The 22,902-nt window shown below is 54.5% G+C and carries 17 protein-coding genes; 7 read left to right on the forward strand and 10 right to left on the reverse strand.

From position 1 onward, the window contains the following. Positions 1-236: 236 nt before the first annotated feature. From pepT to HRQ63_RS18115, 4 genes are all read left to right on the forward strand, one after another. Positions 237-1,472 (forward strand): peptidase T, encoded by a 1,236-nt coding sequence (gene pepT, locus HRQ63_RS18100; RefSeq protein WP_172246389.1) that lies wholly within the window; start codon positions 237-239, stop codon positions 1,470-1,472. An 18-nt stretch (positions 1,473-1,490) separates the two neighbouring features. Continuing rightward, positions 1,491-2,096, forward strand: a complete 606-nt coding sequence (locus HRQ63_RS18105) for a pentapeptide repeat-containing protein (protein ID WP_172246391.1) — start codon at positions 1,491-1,493, stop codon at positions 2,094-2,096. Positions 2,097-2,292: 196 nt separating this feature from the next. After that, the gene (locus HRQ63_RS18110) at positions 2,293-3,240 is read left to right on the forward strand and encodes an aldo/keto reductase (protein ID WP_216673988.1); all 948 of its coding nucleotides are present in this window, start codon (positions 2,293-2,295) and stop codon (positions 3,238-3,240) included. 499 nt (positions 3,241-3,739) lie between these two features. Beyond that, positions 3,740-4,360, forward strand: coding sequence for an acetate uptake transporter (locus HRQ63_RS18115; protein WP_172246393.1), 621 nt, complete (start codon positions 3,740-3,742; stop codon positions 4,358-4,360). A 169-nt stretch (positions 4,361-4,529) separates the two neighbouring features. Here HRQ63_RS18115 and HRQ63_RS18120 read toward each other — a convergent pair whose 3' ends face one another. Together HRQ63_RS18120 and HRQ63_RS18125 are read right to left on the reverse strand one after the other, a co-directional pair. Next, complete coding sequence (locus HRQ63_RS18120) at positions 4,530-5,561, reverse strand: ketopantoate reductase family protein (protein ID WP_172246395.1); 1,032 nt, start codon at positions 5,559-5,561, stop codon at positions 4,530-4,532. A gap of 123 nt (positions 5,562-5,684) precedes the next feature. Then, on the reverse strand, positions 5,685-6,428 hold the full coding sequence (locus HRQ63_RS18125) for an acetoacetate decarboxylase (RefSeq protein ID WP_172246396.1): 744 nt from the start codon (positions 6,426-6,428) through the stop codon (positions 5,685-5,687). 129 nt (positions 6,429-6,557) lie between these two features. Here HRQ63_RS18125 and HRQ63_RS18130 point away from each other — a divergent pair, with 129 nt between their 5' ends. Further along, positions 6,558-7,454, forward strand: coding sequence for a LysR family transcriptional regulator (locus HRQ63_RS18130; RefSeq protein WP_172246398.1), 897 nt, complete (start codon positions 6,558-6,560; stop codon positions 7,452-7,454). An 88-nt stretch (positions 7,455-7,542) separates the two neighbouring features. Further along, positions 7,543-8,268, forward strand: a complete 726-nt coding sequence (locus HRQ63_RS18135) for a DsbA family oxidoreductase (RefSeq protein ID WP_172246400.1) — start codon at positions 7,543-7,545, stop codon at positions 8,266-8,268. Between the two features lie 520 nt (positions 8,269-8,788). Here HRQ63_RS18135 and HRQ63_RS18140 read toward each other — a convergent pair. From HRQ63_RS18140 to HRQ63_RS18150, 3 genes are all read right to left on the reverse strand, one after another. Continuing rightward, complete coding sequence (locus tag HRQ63_RS18140; protein WP_172246402.1) at positions 8,789-9,934, reverse strand: response regulator; 1,146 nt, start codon at positions 9,932-9,934, stop codon at positions 8,789-8,791. 5 nt (positions 9,935-9,939) lie between these two features. Then, on the reverse strand, positions 9,940-10,344 hold the full coding sequence (locus HRQ63_RS18145; RefSeq protein ID WP_172246404.1) for a LytR/AlgR family response regulator transcription factor: 405 nt from the start codon (positions 10,342-10,344) through the stop codon (positions 9,940-9,942). 92 nt (positions 10,345-10,436) lie between these two features. Then, positions 10,437-13,481, reverse strand: a complete 3,045-nt coding sequence (locus tag HRQ63_RS18150; protein WP_172246406.1) for a hybrid sensor histidine kinase/response regulator — start codon at positions 13,479-13,481, stop codon at positions 10,437-10,439. A gap of 255 nt (positions 13,482-13,736) precedes the next feature. Between HRQ63_RS18150 and HRQ63_RS18155 the strand changes: the two genes are divergently transcribed. After that, complete coding sequence (locus HRQ63_RS18155; RefSeq protein WP_172246408.1) at positions 13,737-14,315, forward strand: TetR/AcrR family transcriptional regulator; 579 nt, start codon at positions 13,737-13,739, stop codon at positions 14,313-14,315. A gap of 72 nt (positions 14,316-14,387) precedes the next feature. On the opposite strand, the gene HRQ63_RS18160 is transcribed toward HRQ63_RS18155, so the two are convergent. From HRQ63_RS18160 to HRQ63_RS26305, 5 genes are all read right to left on the reverse strand, one after another. Beyond that, positions 14,388-15,344: a helix-turn-helix transcriptional regulator gene (locus HRQ63_RS18160; protein WP_172246410.1), complete on the reverse strand. Its 957-nt coding sequence runs from the start codon at positions 15,342-15,344 to the stop codon at positions 14,388-14,390. 31 nt (positions 15,345-15,375) lie between these two features. Continuing rightward, positions 15,376-15,684 carry a GNAT family N-acetyltransferase gene (locus HRQ63_RS18165; protein ID WP_483407257.1) on the reverse strand — a complete coding sequence of 103 codons (309 nt, stop codon included), beginning with the start codon at positions 15,682-15,684 and terminating at the stop codon, positions 15,376-15,378. Then, positions 15,584-16,159, reverse strand: coding sequence for a hypothetical protein (locus HRQ63_RS26025; protein ID WP_229714320.1), 576 nt, complete (start codon positions 16,157-16,159; stop codon positions 15,584-15,586). The genes HRQ63_RS18165 and HRQ63_RS26025 overlap by 101 nt, the downstream gene beginning before the upstream one ends. Before the next feature lie 355 nt (positions 16,160-16,514). Then, on the reverse strand, positions 16,515-17,528 hold the full coding sequence (locus tag HRQ63_RS18170) for a response regulator (RefSeq protein ID WP_172246414.1): 1,014 nt from the start codon (positions 17,526-17,528) through the stop codon (positions 16,515-16,517). An 84-nt stretch (positions 17,529-17,612) separates the two neighbouring features. Then, positions 17,613-22,832, reverse strand: coding sequence for a DUF8202 domain-containing protein (locus tag HRQ63_RS26305; RefSeq protein ID WP_342355261.1), 5,220 nt, complete (start codon positions 22,830-22,832; stop codon positions 17,613-17,615). Between the last annotated feature and the right edge of the window lie 70 nt (positions 22,833-22,902).

Raw genomic sequence — 22,902 nt, forward strand, 5'->3', positions numbered from 1 at the left:
CGCAAAATGCGCCAGCTTTGAACCGATCAAACCGCACGCCGCAGGCTTTTTTCGAAACCCTTTTTCATGCTAAAATAACGGTATGCGCGTCTCTGTCCTTTCAAAAAGAGCGCCAAATCGAAACGCCGATCCAGAGTGTTCCATGGCCTCGCGACCCCCTTCCCTCACTTGTAAGGCGAAGGGGGTTCGTGCCTGATCGCGCCGGAATCGGCCCAACGGAAAGAAGGAACCCACCCATGAAACAAGAGCTGATCGAACGTCTCGACCGCTACGCCCGTTTCGATACGCAGTCCAACGAAGAAAGCGAGACCTGCCCGTCCACGCCCGGACAAATGAAGCTGGCCGAGCAGCTCGTGCGCGAGCTGACGGAGATGGGCCTTACTGAAATTACACTCGACGAGAACGGCTATGTCATGGCTTCGCTCGAAGCCAATACGGATAAAGATAACGTTCCGGTGATCGGCTTCCTCGCCCATCTGGATACGGCAACCGAACTGAGCGGCGCGAACGTCAATCCGCAGATCGTGGACAGCTATGACGGCGGAGACATCGTGCTGAACAAAGTACTCGGCATCGTGCTTTCCCCGCGCGAGTTCCCCGAGCTGTCGCACTACGTGGGCCACACGCTGATGACCACCGACGGCACGACGCTGCTCGGCGCCGACGACAAAGCCGGCATGGCGGAGATCATGACGGCGCTGAACCATCTGATCGCGCATCCGGAGCTGAAGCACGGCAAGCTGCGCGTCGCGTTTACTCCGGACGAAGAGATCGGCCGCGGACCGCAGCGTTTCGACGTGCAAGCGTTCGGCGCGAAATACGCGTACACGATGGACGGCGGGCCGCTCGGCGAGCTGGAATACGAAAGCTTCAACGCCGCAGCCGCCAAAGTCACGATCAAAGGCGTCAGCGTTCACCCCGGCACGGCCAAAGGCAAAATGATCAACGCCGCCAAGATCGCGATGGAATTCCACCGTCGTCTGCCGGAGCAGGAATCGCCGGAATTCACGGAAGGCTACGAAGGCTTTTTCCATCTGCTCGATATCAACGGCGGCACGGATCAAACGACGCTGTCGTACATCATCCGCGATTTCGACCGTGACAGCTTCGAAAGTCGCAAAAAGCTGATGGAAACCATCGCGGGCGAATTCCGTCAGACGTACGGCGAAGAGAACGTGCTGCTCGAACTGCGCGATCAGTACTACAATATGCGCGAAAAAATCGAGCCGGTGATCGAGATCGTGGACCTTGTGAGCGACGCGATGAAAAAGCTGAATATCACGCCGGACATCCGTCCGATCCGCGGCGGCACCGACGGTTCGCAGCTGTCTTACATGGGACTGCCGACGCCGAACATTTTCACGGGCGGCGAGAATTATCACGGCCGTTACGAATACGTGTCCGCCGACAATATGGTCAAAGCAACGGAAGTCATTTTGGAAGTGGTGCAGGCGTTCGAGCGTCAGGCCTAAACGGGAGGCAGGTTCAACATGTTCGAATATGAAAACCGCAGCTACGAGGACGTCGATTTCGGCGCGCAGGAACTGCGGGACGGCGAGCTGACGAACTGCACGTTCGTCCGCTGCCGCTTTACGCACGGCTCGCTCGAAGAGATTCTCACCCGCGGCTGCCGCTTCACCGAATGCGACTTCCGGGGTGCAGCGATGAACGGCTCGATCCATATCGAATCGGCGTTCGAGAACTGCAAGTTTACCGAAGCGAATCTATTTGCAGCCAAGTTCGACAATTGTAAAATGACCGGGTCCGACTTCGCAGGCTCCAAGCTGGACGGATTCACGGTGGTGCGCGGCGATTGGTCGTATACGAACCTGCGCCACGCACGCCTGGACCGGCAGGATTTGCGCGGGGCGCGCTTTTTCGAAGCCGACCTGTCCGAGACCAGCCTGCAAAAAGCCGATCTGCGCGGGGCGGACCTGACGCGCTGCATGCTCGGGAATGCCAAGCTGCAAGGCGCGGATCTGCGGGATGCCGTACTGGACGGAGTCGATTTCAAAGCGTTGGACGTCAAAAACGTACGCATGGATCGGGACCAAGCTGTTTTGTTTATGCGTTCTTACGGGGCGAAAGTCGATTGATCCCGCAGCGATAAACGGATGATCGGATTCAAAAATACGGTGGACGGAAAGCTTCCGTTCGCCGTATTTTCATTTCCCGACTTTTTTAATCGGATTTTAAGCTTGGACAGTTACGTCAGCTCTTTTTACGGGTAAAATATACAGATGCGGTTCGAATTTATTTTTGCATTCATTTACGGAAAGCGAGGGTTTTGCAATGACGAAAGCAGTGAACGAGAAAGCAACTTTGGGTAAAAGCGGTTTGAAAGTGAACCCGATCGGCCTCGGTACCAATGCCGTCGGCGGGCATAACCTTTTCCCTGATCTGGATGAAGAAGCCGGCAAAGCGTCGGTTCGCTCGGCTTTGGAAAGCGGCATTAACTTCCTGGATACGGCGTTCATCTACGGACCCGGACGTTCGGAGGAGCTGATCGGCGAGGTGCTGAAAGCTTACGGACATCGCGACGAGATCGTCATCGCCACCAAAGGCGCGCACAAAATCGTCGACGGAGGCGTCGAGCTTGATAACTCCCCGGCTTTCCTGAGAGAATCGGTCGAGGCCAGCTTGAAGCGTCTCGGTACCGACTACATCGACTTGTACTATATCCATTTCCCGGATGAACATACGCCGAAAGACGAAGCGGTAGGCGAACTCGCGAAGCTGAAGCAGGAAGGCAAAATCCGTTCGATCGGCGTCTCCAACTTCTCGATCGACCAACTGCGCGAAGCCAACAAGGACGGTCACGTCGACGTGTTCCAGGGCGAATACAACCTGTTCAAACGCGGCGCCGAAGCCGAGCTTCTGCCTTACGCCAAAGAAAACAACATCTCGTTCGTCCCTTACTTCCCGCTCGCTTCCGGTCTCCTGACGGGCAAATACGGCTTAGACGACAAGCTCGACGAGAGCAAACTCAAAAACCCGATGTTCCAAGGCGACAACTTCAAACGCAACGTGGAAAAAGTAAACCGCCTGCGCGAAATCGCCAACGCTCAAGGAGCGGACATCTCTAACGTCGTCCTAGCTTGGTACCTGACCCAAGACGCGATCGATTCCGTCATCCCGGGCGCCAAAAACGACAAGCAGGTCGCGGCCAACCTCAAAACGCTCGACGTCAAACTGACGCCCGAACAAATCGAACAGATCGATTTCCTGTTCCGCGATTAGGCCTGACCGTTCCGCGAAGCATTCGCTCGTTCCTTTTGCTTTGCGGCCTCATCCTTTATATTGTTTCCAGACCGCCGATTTTTCGGCGGTCTTTCTTTTCTCTCATCTCAAAAAAAGTTTGAGGAGCGCCGAGCGGAGGGAAAAATTCAGGTCAAAACGCCTTTGAACTCGGAAAATTCCTTATTCAAACCCAATCTTATTTTCCGAGTGAGACAGCGTTTTGAACGAATTTTTCCCGCAGCGTACCCCCGCAAAACCACCCAATCATCCGTCTCCAAATAAGGCTTTTTTATGTTTTTTCATACATATAAAGTCTCGTAAGCGCCTCCAGTCTTCGAAGCACTGCATTTTTTCGAAAATTTTTCGTCAAAACGCGATTTTCCATATTCATTTCGTCTTTCTTTTCGAGTACAATAGGTCAGTTGAGTTCCACAAAGAACGGAACCGTTCGGAAATCACTTGCTTTCTATCTTGTATTGTTGGAGGAATAATTAAAGCTATGAATCACCCGTCACCTTCCACCGTCAAAGTCGTTACCGCCGATCCCGGCGCGATCGGCTTGTTCGGTCTGGCCATCGTTACGCTCGTTGCTTCGTCGCAGAAGCTCGGATTGACGGAAGGCCTCAGCTACGCCGCTTCCTGGGCCGTTTTCCTGGGCGCTTTCGCCCAGCTCTTCGCCAGCATCCAGGATGCCAAGCACAATAACACGTTCGGCATGACCGCTTTCGCCGCCTACGCCTTCTTCTGGTTCGCCATGGCGACCAACTGGTTGATGAAAATGGGCACGTTCGGTCCCGAGCTTGCCGGTGCCGTCGACGGCAAACAGCTTGGTTTTGCTTTTGCCGGATATCTGGTCTTCACCTTGTTCATGACGATCGGAGCAATGGAGACGAACAAAGTCTTGTTCATTATCTTCTGTCTGATCGACGTCTTGTTCCTCGGTCTGACGCTCGACGCGTTCGGCGCGCCGGAGTTCTTCCATAGCCTGGCCGCTTACGCGGAACTGGCGATCGGCATCGTATCGCTGTACGGCTGCGGAGCCAATGTGCTGAACGTCCACTTCGGACGCGAGTTCCTGCCGATCGGCAAAGCGTTCGGCATTTTCAAACCGCGCGCTTAAGTCGGAAATTCATCCCGGCAAGCGGTCTTGCCGAAGCTGCATCTTGAACGATTCCGTATGATCGACCCGGATCGTTCCCACGAAAAAGACAGCCTACGAGTCGCGACGCGACTTGCAGGCTGTCTTTTTTTTGCGGATTCGGGGATCGGACGATCCGCAACACTTTAGCTTATTTCAAGCTGAGCAGCTGTTTGAATGCCTTGATATTCGTATCGAAATCAGGCACGGTTCGGGATTCTTCGGCTGCTTGGATTTGCGCGACGACCAGATCGTTAAAAGGCGTCTGGATGCCGGTTCCTTCCGCCATTGCCGGAACGACGCCGTTGATATAATCGATCTCGGTCTTGCGTTTCTTTTCCAGATCCTGAAGCATGCTGGCTCTTAGCAGCCGGGAAGGTTCCATGGTTGTCCGGAGAGTCAGGATGCGTTCCGGAATATCGCTTTCGCTGTTCAATTCCAAAGATTCCACGTCGAATCCGCCCATTTTGGCAAAGGTAATGCCGTTCGCGTGCCCGACCTTGATCGTCTCGTCCGCGATATGAACCGCGCTCTCGATGCCGATCTCATGGTCGAGAATATCCCCGTACATCCCGTTCAACGCTGCCGATAAGCCGCTGAACGCGTTATTGATCAGCAGTTTCGACCATTTCGTCCCGACCAGGTTGTCGGAAACGTGAGTACCGCCCACAAGTTCCAACACCGATCGGATGCGTTCGATGCGTTCCGTCGTTTCGCCGTTCAGTTCTCCGATTTGAAAAGCGTACTGCTTGAATTGATTGTATTCGGTCGTAAGCGCGGAGACGCCCGGCTCGATAAAGGTTGCGCCGAACTCGACGGAACCTGCAATGACGCGTTTTTCTCCGACGATCGAAGCTACTTTTTGTTCGGGTATCCCGTTTTGCAAGGAGCATACCACGCTGTCTTCGTTCAAAAAAGGAAGCAGTTCCGCAAGAACGGAGTCGTTGTACAACTGCTTGGTCAACAGCAGGACCAGATCGTATTTTCCCGACTTGTTTTCGGGCGCAACGGCTTTTACCTCGGCATGAAATTCCGTCGTCCCCGTTACTTTCGCACCGGCTTGATTCAGGGCGTCCACATGTTCCCGATACGCATCGATCAACTCGACGTCCATGCCTCCGGAAGCCAGATAAGCTCCGACTATGGTTCCCAACGAACCTGCTCCCAAAACCGCGATTCTCATTCTATAATCCCCCTTATCGTTTTTCTAGGTAGCTTGACCAACTTTGATCGGAGGCTTACGTTAACCTGAAACGCACACGCTTTAGGTGCGTTTCAGGTTGGCGTAACCTTACTTTTAATTTGGTCAAGCCATTAAGTAGTTGTACACGGGCTGCGCGGCATTCAAGGTCAAATCCGTCAGGATATGGGATGCCGAGACGACTTCCAACACGGGCAAATCCGCAAGAGGCGCCAGGGCATGTTCGAACAATTGAAGCCTTGCCGGTCCGCTCCATGCTCCTTTGACCTCGATGTCGGTAATTTGCGTTCGCACCAAGTCGCAAATCCGTAAATTCCCTTGGTAATCCGTCGCGATTTTCACCATAAAATTAGGTCGGCAAATTTCGCTTTTGGCTGCTTCCTTATCCATCTCGAAATGCTTATATCCCATGGTCGCCGTCGCGACGCGAAGCGAACCGTAATCCAGCGTGCCGACCAAAGTGTCCGAGTCCACGTAAAGCTTGGGCGCGCCCAACTTTTTGGGATAAGCCGTAAGTTCCCGACCGCTTGCGATCGCCGGAAAGTTGTCCACGTACATCGAATGCACGTAATCGCCGTCCTCGCCGTCGAATCGGACGGGAATGACCTGCCCGGCTTCGGTATAAGCGCCCAAACCGGAAACGTCGGGCATCCACATCACTTCGAACCGGACCAAAGGATCGACGATTTCCAGAGGCTCCGGTACCGCTGCACGCAATGCTTCGACATCCGTGCGGTAAACGATGTTCAGGTATTCCCGGTTGATGAATTGATAAGGCGGTAAAGGGTAGGCGGGCGCCGTCAGCGGCGTATTGAGATTTTTCGCTATGTTGGCCACATCGATTTTCATGGAATAATGCCCTCCTTGTTGTCGCTTGAAGTTTTATACTGTTCATTCATCGTACCTCTGGTTTTAAATTTAATCTAATATATAATTAGTTATGTATACATTTATTCTAATCAATAGGTAGGGATGCGAATGGAACTGCTTCAGCTCAAATATTTTCAGACGGTTGCCTATACGGAGCACGTTTCCAAAGCAGCCAAGCAGCTGAATATCGCGCAGCCTTCTTTGAGCCTTACCATCAAAAGACTCGAAGACGAATTGGGCACGGCCCTGTTCGAAAGGACGGGAAGAAACATTCGATTGAGTCCTTCGGGAAAAATTCTTTTGAAGCACGTCAACCGGATTTTTACCGAGATCGAAAACGCGAAACGGGAAATTCATTCGGAAGAGCAGCTGATTTCCGGAACGTTGAACATCGCGATCACCAATCCGAGATTCCTTACGGGACTGATCAGCGACTATATCAACCTTTTTCCCGAATCGAAAATCATTCAAGCCTTAGGCGTCAAAAGCGAAATATGCACGAGTTTGAAAAAGGGGGACATCGATCTGGGAATAACGGGCCATCCGATCGAAGACGAAGAAATCGAAAGCCGCGTTTTGGTGGACGAAGACATCGTATTGGCGCTGCCTTCGAACCACAAATTAACGGGCTCGAACAAAATCCCGCTAAGCCGCGCTGCCGACGAACCGTTCGTTACGTTGGCCAACAATGCGGAATATCGGGATTTTACGACGCTGCTTTGCGAAAAAGCCGGCTTTGTGCCGAATATCGCTTTCCAGGTCGACTCGCATTTACTGGTCGAGATCATCAAGCTCGATCAAGGCGTGGCTTTGCTTCCGATCTCGATTTGCCGGGCATTGGGGCTGAATCATATCGAAATCGCGGACGATTCGGCCACGTACCCTGTAGGCTTGTCTTGGAGCAAACATCGGACATTGTCTTCTTCGGCCGAAAATTTTCGCGACTTCATTCTTTCCTACTACGAACAAAACCATGCTATATTCAAAGTTCAGTTGGTGTTATAATGTAACGAATGATTGTAAAGTAACATCCATTATTCAGCGATTCGGGTGCGGTCGAAAAAGCATCCGTCGCCAAAAGGAGTCTTTTCCCATGAAAATCGAAGTCTGGTCGGACTATGTCTGCCCGTTCTGTTATATCGGCAAACGCCGTCTTGAACACGCTTTGGAACGTTTCCCGAACAAAGATCAGGTCGAAGTCGTCTATAAAAGCTTCGAACTCGATCCGAACTCTCCGGTGCAGCATAACGGCGATATTCACGATCTGCTCGCCGGCAAGTACGGCATGAGCCGCGAGCAGGCCATGGATTCCAACCGCAGCGTCGGCGAAGCGGCGCGCGGCGTAGGCCTGAATTACGATTTCGACAATATGCGTTACACCAATACGTTCGATGCGCATCGCCTGGCCCATTTCGCGGCTGAAAAAGGACTGTCGCCGGCTTTGACCGAGCGCCTGATGCAAGCTTACTTCACGGAAGGCGCATTCCTGGGCGACCACGAAGAGCTGGCGAAACTGGCCGCGGAAGCCGGTCTGGACAAAGAAGAAGTATTGGCGGTATTGAAATCCGATACTTACGGCGACAAGGTTCGGGCCGATGAAAACGAAGCGATGCAGCTCGGCGTGCGCGGCGTGCCGTTCTTCGTATTGGACGGCAAGTTCGCGGTTTCCGGCGCGCAGCCGGACAGCGTGTTCGATCAAGCGTTGGAGCGTGCGTGGGGCGAGCGTCCCGCATTGACGGTGCTCGGCGACGATTCGGCGGGTCTGGACGGATGTTCGGACGGCTCATGTGCGGTGCCGGGGGTTGCGAAGCCTGAGTAAAGCTTCCGGAGAAGTCCTATTCGTGGAGGCGCGCTGGGGCGCTGCGGGGGAATTCGTTCAAGTCGCTGTCTCACTCGGAAAACCGATTGGAATTTCAGTGGAAGTTTTCCGAGTTCAAAGGCGGCTTTCACTGAATTCCCCCTCCGCTATACGCGGTACGAATCGGACTGCCTCCAAGGCCTAACACTGGCTTCGCGGTGTGGGGTATAGATTAAAACATAAAAACAGCGTTCCGGGAAAGATTCCGGAACGCTGTTTTTATATGCACGGCTGTAGGATGCGTTATGCGTTATGCGTTGCAATATTGACCTTTTGTGCATATTTTAGCGTGTTTCGGCACTGGATTTTGAGCCAAAACGAAGCAAAATGTTGATCAAAAGTCAGCATTTCAAAAGAAAAGTCGTAAACCTATGATTAAGGTTGGTCAAGCTACTGGTGAAATTGTTGATGCTTTGCACACATTTGCATACGCTGTTCGCCGGGATTCCGCAAACCTAGCTATTCGATGCGCCGTTTTCTTTTATTCTTCCAATCTTTCATACACCTGACGAGTCAAAGGCTCGGGTTCTGCGCCCAGTTCTTCTTCGAGGCGCTGCTCGAATGCACGGTAGCATTCGCGCGCCAGACGTTTGTTGCCGGCGAATTCATAGGCAGACATGAGTTGGCGGCAGATTTCTTCGGCGTAGGGTTCTTCCTCTTGAAGAGAGGTTAGAAGACGAATCGCCTCGTCGGTTCGGCCTGCGGCCTTTTCTTCTTGGGCCAGCTCAAGGGCTAGGCGGAAGCGTTGACGGTTTAGCTTTTCGGCTCGGGATTCGGCCCACAGGTAGTCGTGATGTTCCAGGTAGCCGCCTTGCCATAATGCCAACACGGCCTCGGCCGGATCTATTTTTCCTTTTACCGAACCGATCAGCTTTTCATATTCGCGTTCAAAACGTTCAACATCCGTCTCTACGCCGCCGCGCAGCAGGCGATAGCTCTCTTGGCGATACTCAAGGGCCATCTCCGGCTTGCTCTCCTTCAGCAGCTTGCGAATCTGGTAGACGGAGGTGTGCAGGTGCGTAGCGGCCTTGTCGCCCGGCATGCTTGGCCAGAGCAGATCGGTCAGCTCGCCCCGCGGTACCCATTGCTCGCCCTGATGCAGAAGATAGGCGAAGAGTTCCTGCGACTTGGCGGTGCGCCACTTGACGGGATGAACCTTGCAGGCTGCGGAATCATAGAGTTCCAGCCGACGGAACATCAGAACGCCGGGCATTTCTGATTTTTTTGAAGCAGCATCGATCAACCCCGCAGTAGCAGCCTCCGCTTCCGAAGAGTCCGGAACGATTCGGGCTATGGCCTTTTGCAAGCGCGCAGGTCCGATAGGTTTGAGCAGGTAATCGATCGCCTGCAAGTCGAACGCTTCTACCGCATAATCGGAATACGCCGTGACGAAGACGATCGCAATGCCGGGATAGCGCTGCTGGATATGCTCCGCTGCCTCCAATCCGTTCATCTCCGGCATTCCGATGTCCAGAAATACGGCATCGATCCGTTCCTTGTCCAACCATTCGATACCTTCGCGGGCCGATGTGCACAGCGCTACAGGCTCCAGTCGCCCATCGGCACGAATCAGCCGCTCAAGATGTGTCAGCGCGGGCTTTTCATCGTCGATCAGCATTGCTCGCATCCGTATCACTCCACTTTATCTAGTCTTTCTTGCTGCGTATGAATAAGGCTTCCGCAGGAACGCCGCAGACGAAGGATCGTCCGCTCCAGTCGCTCCAGCGTCAGCGGTTTAAGCAGGTAATCGAATGCGCGTTGTTCAAAAGCTTCAACCGCGTATTCACGGCTTGACGTCACGTAAACAACACGCAAGCCGGGCAATTCGCGCAGGAGGCGCTCCGAAGCCGCAAGTCCGGAAATGCAGCCAAGACGCGTTTCTATAAATAAAGCATCGGGTTCAAGCCCCAGTGCTTCGCTTAATGCCGCTTCAGGTTCATAGGAGCTTCCAATCAATTCGACATCGGGATAACCGCCCAACATGCGGGCTGTCCGTGCCAGCGATTCCCGGTCGCCATCCAATAGATAAATCCGCATGATTCTCATCCCTTTCCCGGAAAACGCGGGTACTCGTACTTAGCATACCCGAAAGGGCTGAACATTTTCTGAACAAGAAACATGGAAATTCCTCACTGCAAAACCAAATTTTTGGGAAGGTCGAATCCGATTTCCGTACCGCTTTCTTTTTCGGAAAAAGCTGATTCGAGTCGCAACGCCGCCCCATGCAAAGCAGAGAGGCGACGATGAATATTACGCAGGCCTACGCCGCCCATTCGACCGGCCATAATCTCGTCGAAATCCTCCGGGGCAAGACCCACTCCATTGTCTCTAACCCGTACGGACACCGTCGAACCGGTATCCCGAATCTCCAATCGGACCACGCCTCCGGCCGAACGCTGCATCACGCCGTGACGAACCGCATTCTCGACCAGCGGCTGAATGCTGAGCGGAGGGACGAACACGCCCACCAGATCATCCGCTTCATATTCAAAGACCAGTCGATCATCGAACCTCGCTTGCTCCAGCGCCACGTAAGCCTCGACCAGCTCCAGCTCTTTTTGCAGCGGTACAAGCCGATCCCGGTTGTGGAAGTCGAAGCTCCCTCGCAGATAGTGACTCAGTTCGATCAGCAGATCAATCGCCTTATCGGGATCGGTGCTGCATGCGGAAATGATCACGTTCAGCGCATTGTACAAAAAGTGGGGCTTGATCTGGGCTTGAAGGAACGCCATCTCCGTGCGAATCGCTTCTTCCGCCGAACGGCGCATTCCGATCAGGGTACGAACGCGTGCCCTCAATTCGCCGGCATCGACAGGCTTGCTCAGAAAGTCGCTGGCGCCCGCCTCGAAGCCTGCCCGGATGTCCTCCGGCAGCCCTCGCGCGGTGAGCAACAGAATCGGCAATACGGCCAGCGTATGACGCTCGCGCAATTGGCGGCACAGCTCAAGACCCGACATGCCCGGCATCATCCAATCGGTCACCACCAGCTCGAAGCCGGGCTTTTCCTCCATCAATATGAGCGCTTCGGCTCCGCCGGATACGGCCTCTGCCTCGTAACCGGCAGTCGCCAGCAGATTCAGCAGCACCCGCCGATTGACCGGATCGTCATCGACAATGAGCACGCGTCCGGCATCCGCAACCGCAAATTCCGGAGCTTCGGGAACCGTGCCTCCGGAGTGCAGCTCTTCGGCGAACGCCAACACGCCAGTCTTGGAAGCTTCCGGCGCGGATGAAGATACGGGAAGGGTGAAAAAGAAACTTGTGCCTTCACCCGGCGTCGAATCCAACCAGATCCGGCCGCCGCCCAATTCAACGAGCTGTCGGGTAATGCTGAGTCCGAGTCCTGTTCCTTCCATCCCCAAAGCTTCGTCCGTACGCTCGAAGCGTCGGAAAATGTCAGGCCAGCGCTCCCGCTCGATTCCGATCCCGGTGTCGGAAACCTCGACCTTCACCTGATCGCCATCAATCGACGCGCCGATTCGAATCTCGCCCTGCTCCGTGTATTTGACCGCATTGCCCAGCAGATTATAAAGAATTTGCCGTAATCGGTCTTCATCCATTCGCACGCCGGGCAGATCTTCGGGACACTCCTGCACGATTCGAATCGGCCTGTTCTCCAGCGTGTAGGTCATGACCTCGATCACCGAACGGACAACCGAAGGCAAGTGCAAGGTGCGCACATCCAAACGAATACGGCCTTCCTTCAAGTTCGAGAAATCAAGAATATCACCGACCAACAGAGACAGCCGTTGACCCGTCGTCATGATCATCGCCAGGTTCTCGCGCTGCTTGGCCGAAGCCGGCCCTGCCGCCCCTTCCAGCATGGAGCGCGCAATATTGATAATGCCGTGCAGAGGCGTCCGCAGTTCGTGCGACGTATTCGCCATGAACTCGTCTTTCAAACCGTCCAGCGTCAGCAAACGGCCCGACAATCGCTCCACATCGGCAAACGCCCGGACGAAGCGGCGGATCAACAGCACGGTCTGAGCCAGCACGAACAGCACCAGCTCGTAGATCGCCAACCATCGCGTATCCGCTTGGGCAATGAGATAGATAAGATTCAGCAAGATGAATACGCAAATGCTCATCAGGCCCAGCGTGACCAGATACCAATCCTCCGCGCTTTTTTTTACCCAGCGAATCATCACCCAGCCCGTATAGGCCAAACTGAGGAAAGCCACGGAGAGCAGAAGGCTTTCCATCATCGAAAAGATCGGCATCGGCAGCACCAAACCCAACACTGCTCCCAATATAGCCAGCGAAGCATATCCTTGCAGCACCCGCTTGTGAATGATCCCCGGAATCAGTGCATCCATATAGGCGATCAGAAACAGATAGATCAGGTTCGACGACACGGCCTGAAGCTTAAGCATCGCCATATACGGCATGTTCGGCAGGAAATAATCGAGCAGCTTTTCCCCGTGCGTCAAGACATAGATGACTGTGAGCATGCAAAATAGGCCAAGGAAAAGCTGAGGCAGCTCGCGCTTGTGCAAAACATACAGCAGCAAGAACAGCATGCCCGGCAAAAAGAATCCGCAGATCGAAGCAAAGTCCCGAATCCAGTCCCCCTGCTTATCCAGCAAAATGACGCTTTCCGGTCCGATGACAATCGAATCGAAGATCCCGCCCGAGGCGTAACTGAAATTCGAGGCTTGCACCGCCAGCACCGCTTTGGTCCCGCTCAGGTGAACGAAGCCGGTGTACGGTACGTTTTTCTGAATATCCAAGGCACGATCTTCCGAAGGCATGCCGCTTCCGCCGACTTCTTCTCCATTCAGAAAGACCCGGCTTGCCATCCGAACATTGGAGACACGCAGTCCGAAATCTTCATCGAAAGACTGACCCAGATCGATCTCCAATCGATAAGTTCCGTAACCGAGCGGACCGTCCGGCATCGCATCGTTCCACGCGCCCGGAACCTGAAGCGTCGTCCCTCCCGATGCTTTTTCCGTCAAATCGGCAGGGTCGACCAACCGTCCAGGATAAAAGGTCCACTCTCCGTTCAGCGTGGCCGCGCCGCGCTCGGCATAGTCCCAGCCGCTCAAATCGACCTTGCCATCCTCTGCACGAGGCAGGCCGCGCTGCGACGTCATCATATCCATGAGCCCGACCGCAGGCACAATAATGATCAAACAGACAGCCAATATGAGGATCAGCCACTTTTTCAACATCGTATCGCTCTCATTTCTGTTCACCCGGACAAGGCGCATAAGGCCCTGCACGCGTTGTGATCGCTTGTTTGCATCATTCGAAAACGGATTTTCACTGAAGATTATACACGGTTTTTCCATTCGAAAGTTCCGATTTGCGTAGACGGCTCGCGCAAATTTGCGCAAAACGCGATTGCGGCCGTTCGGGCGACCTGCTACGCTAAATGCAACGAAACGCCAGGACCTTGTCAACGCTATAGGAAAGAAGGGGGCCGCATGAAAAAGAATCCGCGCAAGAGGCAAATCGTTGAAGCGGCAGCACGAACGATTGCAGAAAAAGGCTACGAAAGTTCGTCGATCAAGGAGATCGCGGCAGAGGCCGGGCTTCCCGCTCCCGGCCTGATTCATTACTACTTCAAAACCAAAGAAGAAATTTTGCGCGAGGTGGTCAAGCAGAGCCGCGAACGGTACGAGGAGGAGTTCGGGGATACGATGCCGGGACGTTCATCCGAGCTGTTCGGAGCCGAGGAAGGCGCGCCCCGCAAGACCTCTGACGAGCACGGCCCGGAGTGGTACAAACTTCGTTATGAGTTTTTTGCCCAAGGATTACGGGATGCGACGCTTGCGGGCGATGTCTCGCAACTGCTGGAGGTCGGACGCGGAGGCATCGCCGGCGTGCTGGATTCCGCGCTGCTTGGCCTCGGCGATCAGGAGCGCGAGTCTTTGTCCGCCATTCTTCTCGCCTGCTTCGACGGCCTTGCGCTTCAAAAGCTGCTTTATCCCGATTTGGATCTGGAGAAGACCTATGGGCTGCTGGAAACGATGATCCTGGATCGGTTTCCGGCAGCGGAGTAGCGTTTCTCGGAAGTTGCGTTTGCGCGGGAAGCGAAATATCGCTTTTTCGCAAGCATGAACACCGAAGTCACTCTACGACTCATAGCGCTTCAACATATCGTGCAGCTCATTTCGAAGCAGAACGCGTAATTCCTCGGGTTCGACTACTTCAGCCGAAGCGCCCAAGCCGAGCACCAGCGGAAGCAGATCCTTGATCTGTCGCATTCGAAAATGCAGCAAATATCCTTCATCGGCAGGTTCGATCCGTTCCAGATAGTAAGAGCGCAGTTCCTTCACCCGCTCCGCCGCGGAGCGGTCGGCGCGAATAACCGCTTGCAGCGTCCGATCATCCTTGCCCCGATAGTCTGACAAGCGAAAATCATCCGGCAGAAGGAAACGTTCCGGCTTGAGCTGCAAATCAGCGATACGGGAAACGCGGAAATGACGAATTTCGCGGCGACGGTCGCAGTACGCAATCAGCATCCAGACGCCGCGTACCAGCGCGATTCCATAAGGGTCGGCCGTGCGTCGCAGCTCCGGCGCGGCGATCGAATCTTCCTCGCCCGCTTTCGCATAGGCAAATTCGACTTTTCTTTTCTGCATTACGGCTTCCCGTAAAAGCTCGGCGCGTTCCAGCTCGGCTTCATCTTGCTCTGCTGCCCGATCCGGCGCCAGCCTGGCCGTCTCGCGCAAGTGTCGGACTTCCTCGCGCAGATTGGGCGGCAGGATATGCTCCAGCTTTTCCCCAAACGTCTCCGCTCCTCTACGCACTTTCCCCGCAAAATACCGCTTTGTCAGATCCGCTCCGATCAATGCCGCCAGCGCTTCGTCTTCGGTCAGCATGACAGGAGGCAGAAAATATCCTTCCACCAACGAATATCCGGTTCCCGGCGTACCGAGCAGCGGAACGCCCGCTTCGCTCAAAGCCTGCATATCCCGATAAATCGTCCGAACGCTCGTCTCGAACGTCTCGGCCAGATCTTCTGCCCGAACCGTCCGTTCCCGTTGGAGGCGGAGCAAAATAGCCAACATTCGATCGGTCTTGTTCAATCGCTCTCCCCCTCGGACCACATCTCTATTTTTATTCCGCTGTTCGCTCTGCGAACCGAGTATCCAATAACCGACCGTTTTCTTTAAAACCGATCTTGCGGTATACGCCATTGGAATCCGGGTTCGCGCAGTCGGCATACAATACGGGCGTGATCCCTTCCGCGTTCAGGCGAAGGCAGATATCGGATACCAAAGCGCTCGCGTAACCTTTCTTCCTAAACTCGCGCGGCGTATAGACTTCATTGATTCGGCGATATCTCGGAGAAGCCGGAGCCATGTTGGCCATCGCGACAGGCTCTCCGTTCGCTTCCCAGAAGTACAGATTGCCCGAAGAAGCCAGCTCCTCGGCTGCCCCGGCCAACGACGTCGGCGTCATCCGGCAAAACAATGCGCGTATTGCCTTCAACGCCCGACGGCGGACGTACCTCCCTGCAGACGTAGGATTCCAATTCCATATTCGATCGATAGTCCAAACCATGCGACTGCGCATAGTGTTCAGCAAAAAAAACGACCGTCTCCGGCTTGCCGTGCACGCCGCCGAGTCGGATTCCCCGGCGATCCGTCTCCTGCATAAGCGCCAGCATCCGCCGTTCGCGTTCTTTTTGATTCAGGCTCGAATCGATCCACAGCCAGCCGTTCCGCCCCGGAGTGCGCACGAAGAGCAGCCGATGATCCCCGGCCTTCAAACGAAGCGACGAAGGATCGGAAGCAATCCCGTGCACAAGATCATATCGGGCCTCGTCATCCGTAAACGGAGCCTGGTTGAGAACTGAATCCCCCGGCTCGAAATCGTACAATATTTCATTGCGTTTCATAGGGTCTTCTCCTTTTCCGTTAGTCGATTCGGATTCGCAAATAAGCAGCAATTAGACTCCGGTCATGAACGGCTCTTTGACCTGCGCGGTCACGACACCGGCTTCGATTCGGAGGCTCGGAACGGCTTTTGCAAATAAATGCTCAAACGAACATAGCGCTTCACAGGGTTCAAGCCCATAAGGATATGCATTTCTCGGTTCACCGCAAGAATTCCTTCTTTGGCCGATTGCAGCATAGCGCCGCTTTCTTTCCATGCACGCGAGATTTTATACGGTTCTACGCCGAACATCGGCGCAAAAAGAAGCCCTCCGATCGGATCGGAGAGCTTCAAGCTTGAAAAGGAACACGTTCGGATCAAGAACGTTCAGCTGCAGACGCATGTTCGATCGGCATCAAGCTTGGCAGGACATGCGTCAAGTGGAGCCGCTGCAACATCGAATTTGCCTCTTCGTCCATTCCGTGCGAACGGTAGAATCCGGCCAAGCGACAGGCGTTATCCAGCCACAGTTCCCTCAGTCTCAGACGCTCTTCCAACGCCCAGCCATACTCCGATTCCTGCAAGTAATCTCCGGTATACGCGTTCAACACGGTCTCGTACCGGCTCGCGGTATCCCGGCCGAGCGAGGATAATGCAAGGAGCGATTGCTCCCATAGATCGACGTCAAGCCGAACCGTTCCGAGATCCAATCGATATCCCGCCGCCGGACCTCCTTTGGCGATCGTGATATGCAGTCCTTCGCTTTTCAACACCGCCCTGATGGTATAGATCGTGTTATAGAGCTGCGCGGCTGCGCGCTCGGCATCGAATTCCGGCCACAGCAAGCGGAACAAGCTTTCCCGGCTGACCATATGTCCCCGATGATGCAACAAGTAGGCGAACAATTCCTGCGCTTTGGTCGTTCTCCATCTCGGATAAGCCGTTTCCGAGTTCGGGCGCCGAATCGTGAGCGAGCCGAGACAAACAAGCCGCGAATCGGCAGCTCCGTCCGATATGGCCTGCGCGCCGTGCTCGGATCTTCGGCGGGCCATGCCGATCGTCCGCGCAAGACGGGTATGATCGACGGGCTTGCGCATATAGTCCAGAGGATATACCGTATAAGCTTCAAGCGCATGGCGATCCGAGCGCGCGGTAAATACGATATCGACCACGGGATCGGCCGCACGGATTCGGGCCGCCAACTCCAACCCGCCGTTTGCTTGCGCGTCCAGATCGAGGAACACGATATCCGGTGCCCATTCTTTCAATCGTTCTTCGAGCCGGGCGCCTTTTTCCGACATGCCCACAACCTGAATTCCGTCCTCTTGCTCCAGCATTGCTTTTAAACGCAGCAGCTCCGTACGTTCTTCTTCTACCAGCAGCGCCCTCATCTTTCATTCCCCTTTCCCGAAGGTGTAAGTCGGTGTAGCAAAAACCCCGCCCGGCTTTGCCGAAACGGGGATTTGTACCGCTGTTTAATTTGCGGATGTCCATTCTTCTCCGCCATTGTCGCGGTCTGCGTAAGCATGATCCAATGCCGCTTCCATCAGATCGGCGTAAGCCCAATGTCCGGGCTGCGCATCCGGCCAGTTCGATGTCGGCGCGCCGTGCAGCGGTCCGCGTTCGAACAGACGGTTCAGAATCGTAACGGCTTCGCTGCGGGTCAACTCCTGCTGCGGGCGGAAAGTTCCGTCCGGGTAGCCCGTCATGATGCCCTTGCTTTGAACGGCGGCAATGATTCCGCCGGACCAACCGTCGGCACGCACGTCCGGGAACGAACCGGACGGCTCGCCCTTGCCGAGGCCCAGATAGTTGAACGCGATCGAAGCCATTTCTTCGCGCGTAATTGCGCCGTCAGGCTTGAAGCTGCCGTCGACATAGCCTTTCATCCAGCCGGCTTCGACGACTTGCCCGATGTAATCGTGTGCCCAATAACGGTTGCGCGAATCGCTGAAGGCCGAAGCTTTCGCAGATGCCGTCGGCGATTCCAGCATGCCCAGGCGCGTCAGCATTGCCGCCATTTCGGCACGAATCACCTTATTGTCGGGACGCAGCGTGCCGTCCGTATAACCTTGGATATAAGCTTGGTGGTGCCGCGATTCGCCCAAATGCACGATCGTGAAGTTGCTGAACTTTTGAATCCCGAAGCGCAGGCCGAGTTTGTTGCTGCCCGCCGCGGCCTCATCCATCGTCACGACTTCGCCGCGCACGACTTCCTTGGTTCCGTCGCTATGCTCGATATAGACGCCCAGTTCGCGCAGGAAACTCTCGCGTTCCGTCGCATTTGTCGGCAGCTTGGTTCCGTCCAAAGGCAGAACCAACGTAACCGGACGGCTCGAAATATTAGTCTCGATCGTCATCGGTCTGGAAACGACTCTCGCCGCTTCATTGCCGCTCAGTTCGCGTACCACTTGTTCCGTGACGGCGCGATTCTCGACTTGCTGACGCTCTTGCTGCTGCTTGATCGGCACGAGGCGGAAGTACAGATCGTCCGTCCAACCTTGCAGCGAAGAAGCAGGTACGATCACGGTACCGTTCGGATTATGAATCTCCAAATCGATCGCGTTCTTTTGCAGCAGCGCCACGGTTTCTTTCGGAATATTAACATTCACTTCGGATACCGCATCGCTCGGGTCCGGAATCAAAATCCGGGCCGTCGGATCGTTTTTGGCCAGCGCCTTGTCGATCGCTTCCTGCGCCTTGGTCGGCGTGAAAACAACAAGGTCGCTTAGCGAGCCGTCGGCATTGGTGGTGCGTTCCAACTCGACCTTCGTGATGTCGCTCAGGTCCGCGGAGCCCGAAGCCACGTCCACGGAAATAATCTGCTTGGTCGGCGCCGTCGATACCGGAGGTGCCGAGACGACCGGAGGAGCAGACGGCTGGGAAGGCGGAACGACAGGCGTCGTCGGATTCGACGGTTCCGTCGATGCAAGGGTAAGTCCCGAGCGGGCCGCGTTCAGGCGACTCAGTGCCGCGTCAATCCGAGCTTGGGTAGCCGTTTTGTCATTCAAGACTTGCGCAGCTTCGTTCAAGGCTTGCTGCAATTCGTTCCAGGTCGCAGGCGTGTAAGATGTGCCGTTAAGATTCTCGCCGACGATCTCGTTGCTTCGTTGTTGAAGGGCCGTTTTGTCGGTTACGGTAAATTTACGCGTCTTTACTGCGGTTTGACCGTCTTTCACGGCGGTTACTTCCAACGTGTAGCTTCCCGGAGGAAGCTGCTGCTTCGAAGAGAAGCTCCAGTTTCCGGTTATCGGATCGATTACCGCGTCACCGCCTGCTCCGGTTACGATATTGCCTTGCGCGTCGCGGATCACGACCGTCAACGACTCGGTGCCCGGTTCGGTCATGCCCGCGAACGATCCGTCGTAAACGACGCCCGTAACCGTGTCCGGCTGCGTGATCGTCAGAGCGGCGCCTAATCCGCTGTACGCCGTTTCGTCGAAGCTGCTTACAGAGCCGCCGTTCAGCCCTTTCAAACTTCCCGCTGCCTGGTCGTAAGACACTCCGACTTGATCGATATTCGTCAGATCGAGATCCGACGGAAGTCCGATCAGCACCCGAGTCGGGTCAAGCGGATCGATGGTAATGTTTGCCGGATCGATCAGAACGTCGGTGTTGCCCACTCGAACCGTAAAGCCTGCCGGCGTCCCGCCGTTAAAGGTCACGCCGCGATCCAAAGTGATCGCGATGCGCGAGCCGGACACTGCTTTTTCCAACACCGCGTTTTCGAAAGTCGCTCCCTGCAGTTGCAGATCCTCATACGCTTCGGACAACTCCTCGAGCGCCTGATCGATTTGTGCCTGCGAGGCTTGCGGATTGCCCAACTGATTTTTTGCCGTCGTCAGCTTGGCTTGCAGAGCCGTCCAACTTTCAGGCGTATAATCTTCTTGTTTCAGCGTTCCCAGGTCGCTATCGACCGAAGACACTTTCGTTCCCAGCGCCGTTTTGTCCGCATGCGCGAAGGTGAAGAAGTCTCCTTCGGACAGCTGGTTGCCGCTTAACGTGATCCGGCCGTTTTCATCCAGCGGGAGGAAACTCGCATTGCCGAGATTTTCCTGATCGCCGACCACCAGATAATATTGCTCCGGCTGCGAAACATCCCGCTGCGCGATACCCGCCTGGAGCGTTACGTCTTGATCGGTCCAGCCGCTCGTGTCGACTTTATGGAGGCGTTCCATCCGTTTGAGCGACACGTCCTGAGCTTGTTCGATGCTTTGCGTGTAATCCGTGCTTGCCCCGTTATCGCCGAAAGTAAAGAAGGCAAGATCGGTAGCGAATTCATTCGGATTAGCCGAGTTGGTTGCCTTGATTTCGTTGCCCAACGCAAGGGTAACTAGAGCTCCTTCTTCTTGGGCTTTCGATTGTTTTTGCTTCAAGTCGCTGGCATCGTCTCTGCCGATGCTTGTGATGCGATTCGTGTACGCGCCGTTGACGGCCGAGTCCCAGACTTTGTTTTGCCGGGAATCGATATAAGACGTATCGTCCGGATTGCCCGGAGCGATCGTGTATCCGTGTTTGATCGCCAGATAAGTGCTGACTTGTTGACGTTCAAGATCGGTGAGCACGCGGTCATAGACAATGATGTCCAGAATGGTTCCGTCCCAATACCCTGCGGAAGCGGGAACGACTTTACCGATTGCTGCCCCGTGATCGATTCCCGTATTCCAATCTTTAGGCTTTCCGACCTGTCCGTAGCCCTCGGGTCGATCATCTTCTACCGGCTTCATTTTGCTGTAAAGCCGAGCCACGTTATTTGTGTCCGTCCCTTCCCCGCCGGTCCATGTCAGGAACTGCTCATAAGGAGAAGTTGTATTTACCAAGCCCTCATAAGAATACATGGTTTGCGTCTTTTCCGAGTCCATAGGCGTCAACCCTGCTTGCGTGCCGACTCTAACGACACCTGCGCCCGTACGCGCGTTTCCATTCGACGTTCCCCAAGCAAGGATATAAGAGATTCCTGCCGTTGTATCGGATTTGGCCACGCTGACCACTGTTCGGGCTTTTTTGCCGAGCGGAAGCTTATTCACATTCAAATTCAGATAATTGCTGGCGAAATCCAATACCGGATTGAAATTGATATTGTGTGCCGCGTCGTCCCAATAGGTCGGCTGCGCGGCTTGGATCGGCTGGGACGCATCGTTGGCGAAAAGACTGAGGTCTTTCCACTCCGATACCTTTTCGCCGCTGTTTTGTTGAATGCCCCGGTCGGATCTCATCCATAATGTAGGCGAAGCGACGCCTCCCGGATCATGACTCGCGGTACCGGCAAAAGTGAAATACATGCCGTTTTTCAGTTCGTCGCTGTTCAATGTAACCTCACCGTCAGAATTTAACGGAAGCAACAGCTTAAAATCGTTCATATTCGGCGTTTCGGAAGCGACCAGATAATACTGTCGGCCCAACTGTCGATTTCCGCCGTCCAATTTTAAAGTAATGGCCTGATTGGTCCAAGCACCGCTTGCTTCCACTTTATGAATACGCGGCATTTGCTTCAATTCTAGCATGGAAGAATCCTTAGCAAGGTTCAGGTCAAGCAAATAACCGGCGCTTTCTCCGTTATCGCTGAACGTGTAGAACGATTTGTCGGATGCGAAATCCGAAGCATTGGCTGCGTTGGAATCCTCGACCTTATCTCCCAGCGCGATGGTTAAGATCGCGTTCGCATCCTGCGCTTTGGACTGCTTCTGCTCCAACCCGCTCGCGTCGTCTCTGCCGATTCCGGTAATCCGGTATCCGTAGCCCGGGTTCTCGCTTGCATCCCAGATCAGGCCCGAATCGCTGGCAAGATAATCGATGCTCGCTTGAGCGTCATCTTTTAAGGTGATGCCGTATTTGATAGCCAGGTAACTGTTGACCTTTTGTCGATCTTCGTCCGAAAGTTTATGATCGAACACGATCATTTCCGGTGTGGGGGCGTCAAGCACCGAATTATGTCCCGCGCCGAAATAATAGAAATTCGTCGTATTGACCGGACTCACGAGATTTACGCTATTATTGTTATCCTTGAGAACTTGACGGCCGCTGATATTCATGACCCATTCGCCCGAGATGCTCGACATATTGAGTATGTTCGCTTTCTTCAAGTCCACATTGCCGGAAGCATTCGAAAACGTACGGTATGCGGTAGAGCCGAAATAAGAAGATATTTCGGTAGAAAGATATTTACTCGAAGCCGCATACGTGCCCCCAAGTTCCCACGGGTACCCTTTCGTGCCTGCGGCCTGAACAGAAAATACTTCTCTTTCATTAGTTCGATCTGCTGCAAATTCTTCTGTTGCCAAACTTGTAAAGTAATCTGCGCTTGCGGACGGACTTTCATAAGCCGGATTAAAATTTAACGCAGAGGCTTTATAAGTCGCGCTATTACGAACATTCGTCCATGTCCGGTTGATCTGCGGCGCCAAATCCGTCAGCGTCGCGATTTTCTCGCCTTCCTGCTTATCCGTGCTTTTTCCGACGTCCACCCACGAAATCAGTCCTGTTCCGACCCCGCCCGGAACAGGCTCCGGTCCTGCCGCTTCCACGGCTTTCGAGCCTAGCCCCGTCAAACTTCCCAAGGCCAGCATGCTCACCATCGCGAGCTTGAACCCCTTCATGCCCACGCCTTTTCTCATTTTAAACAATTCATTACCCCTCCCGTTAAAATGGTCTGAAGCCTTGCCTGCCATGCCACCTTGGCGACTCTGGAAAAGCATACCAGAGCCGCATCTACAAAAAATATACAAGCCTGCATCTCTTCTCTCGCCCAACAAAAAAAGCCCTTCG

The sequence above is a fragment of the Saccharibacillus endophyticus genome (assembly GCF_013185185.1).
Classification (GTDB): Bacteria; Bacillota; Bacilli; order Paenibacillales; family Paenibacillaceae; genus Saccharibacillus; species Saccharibacillus endophyticus.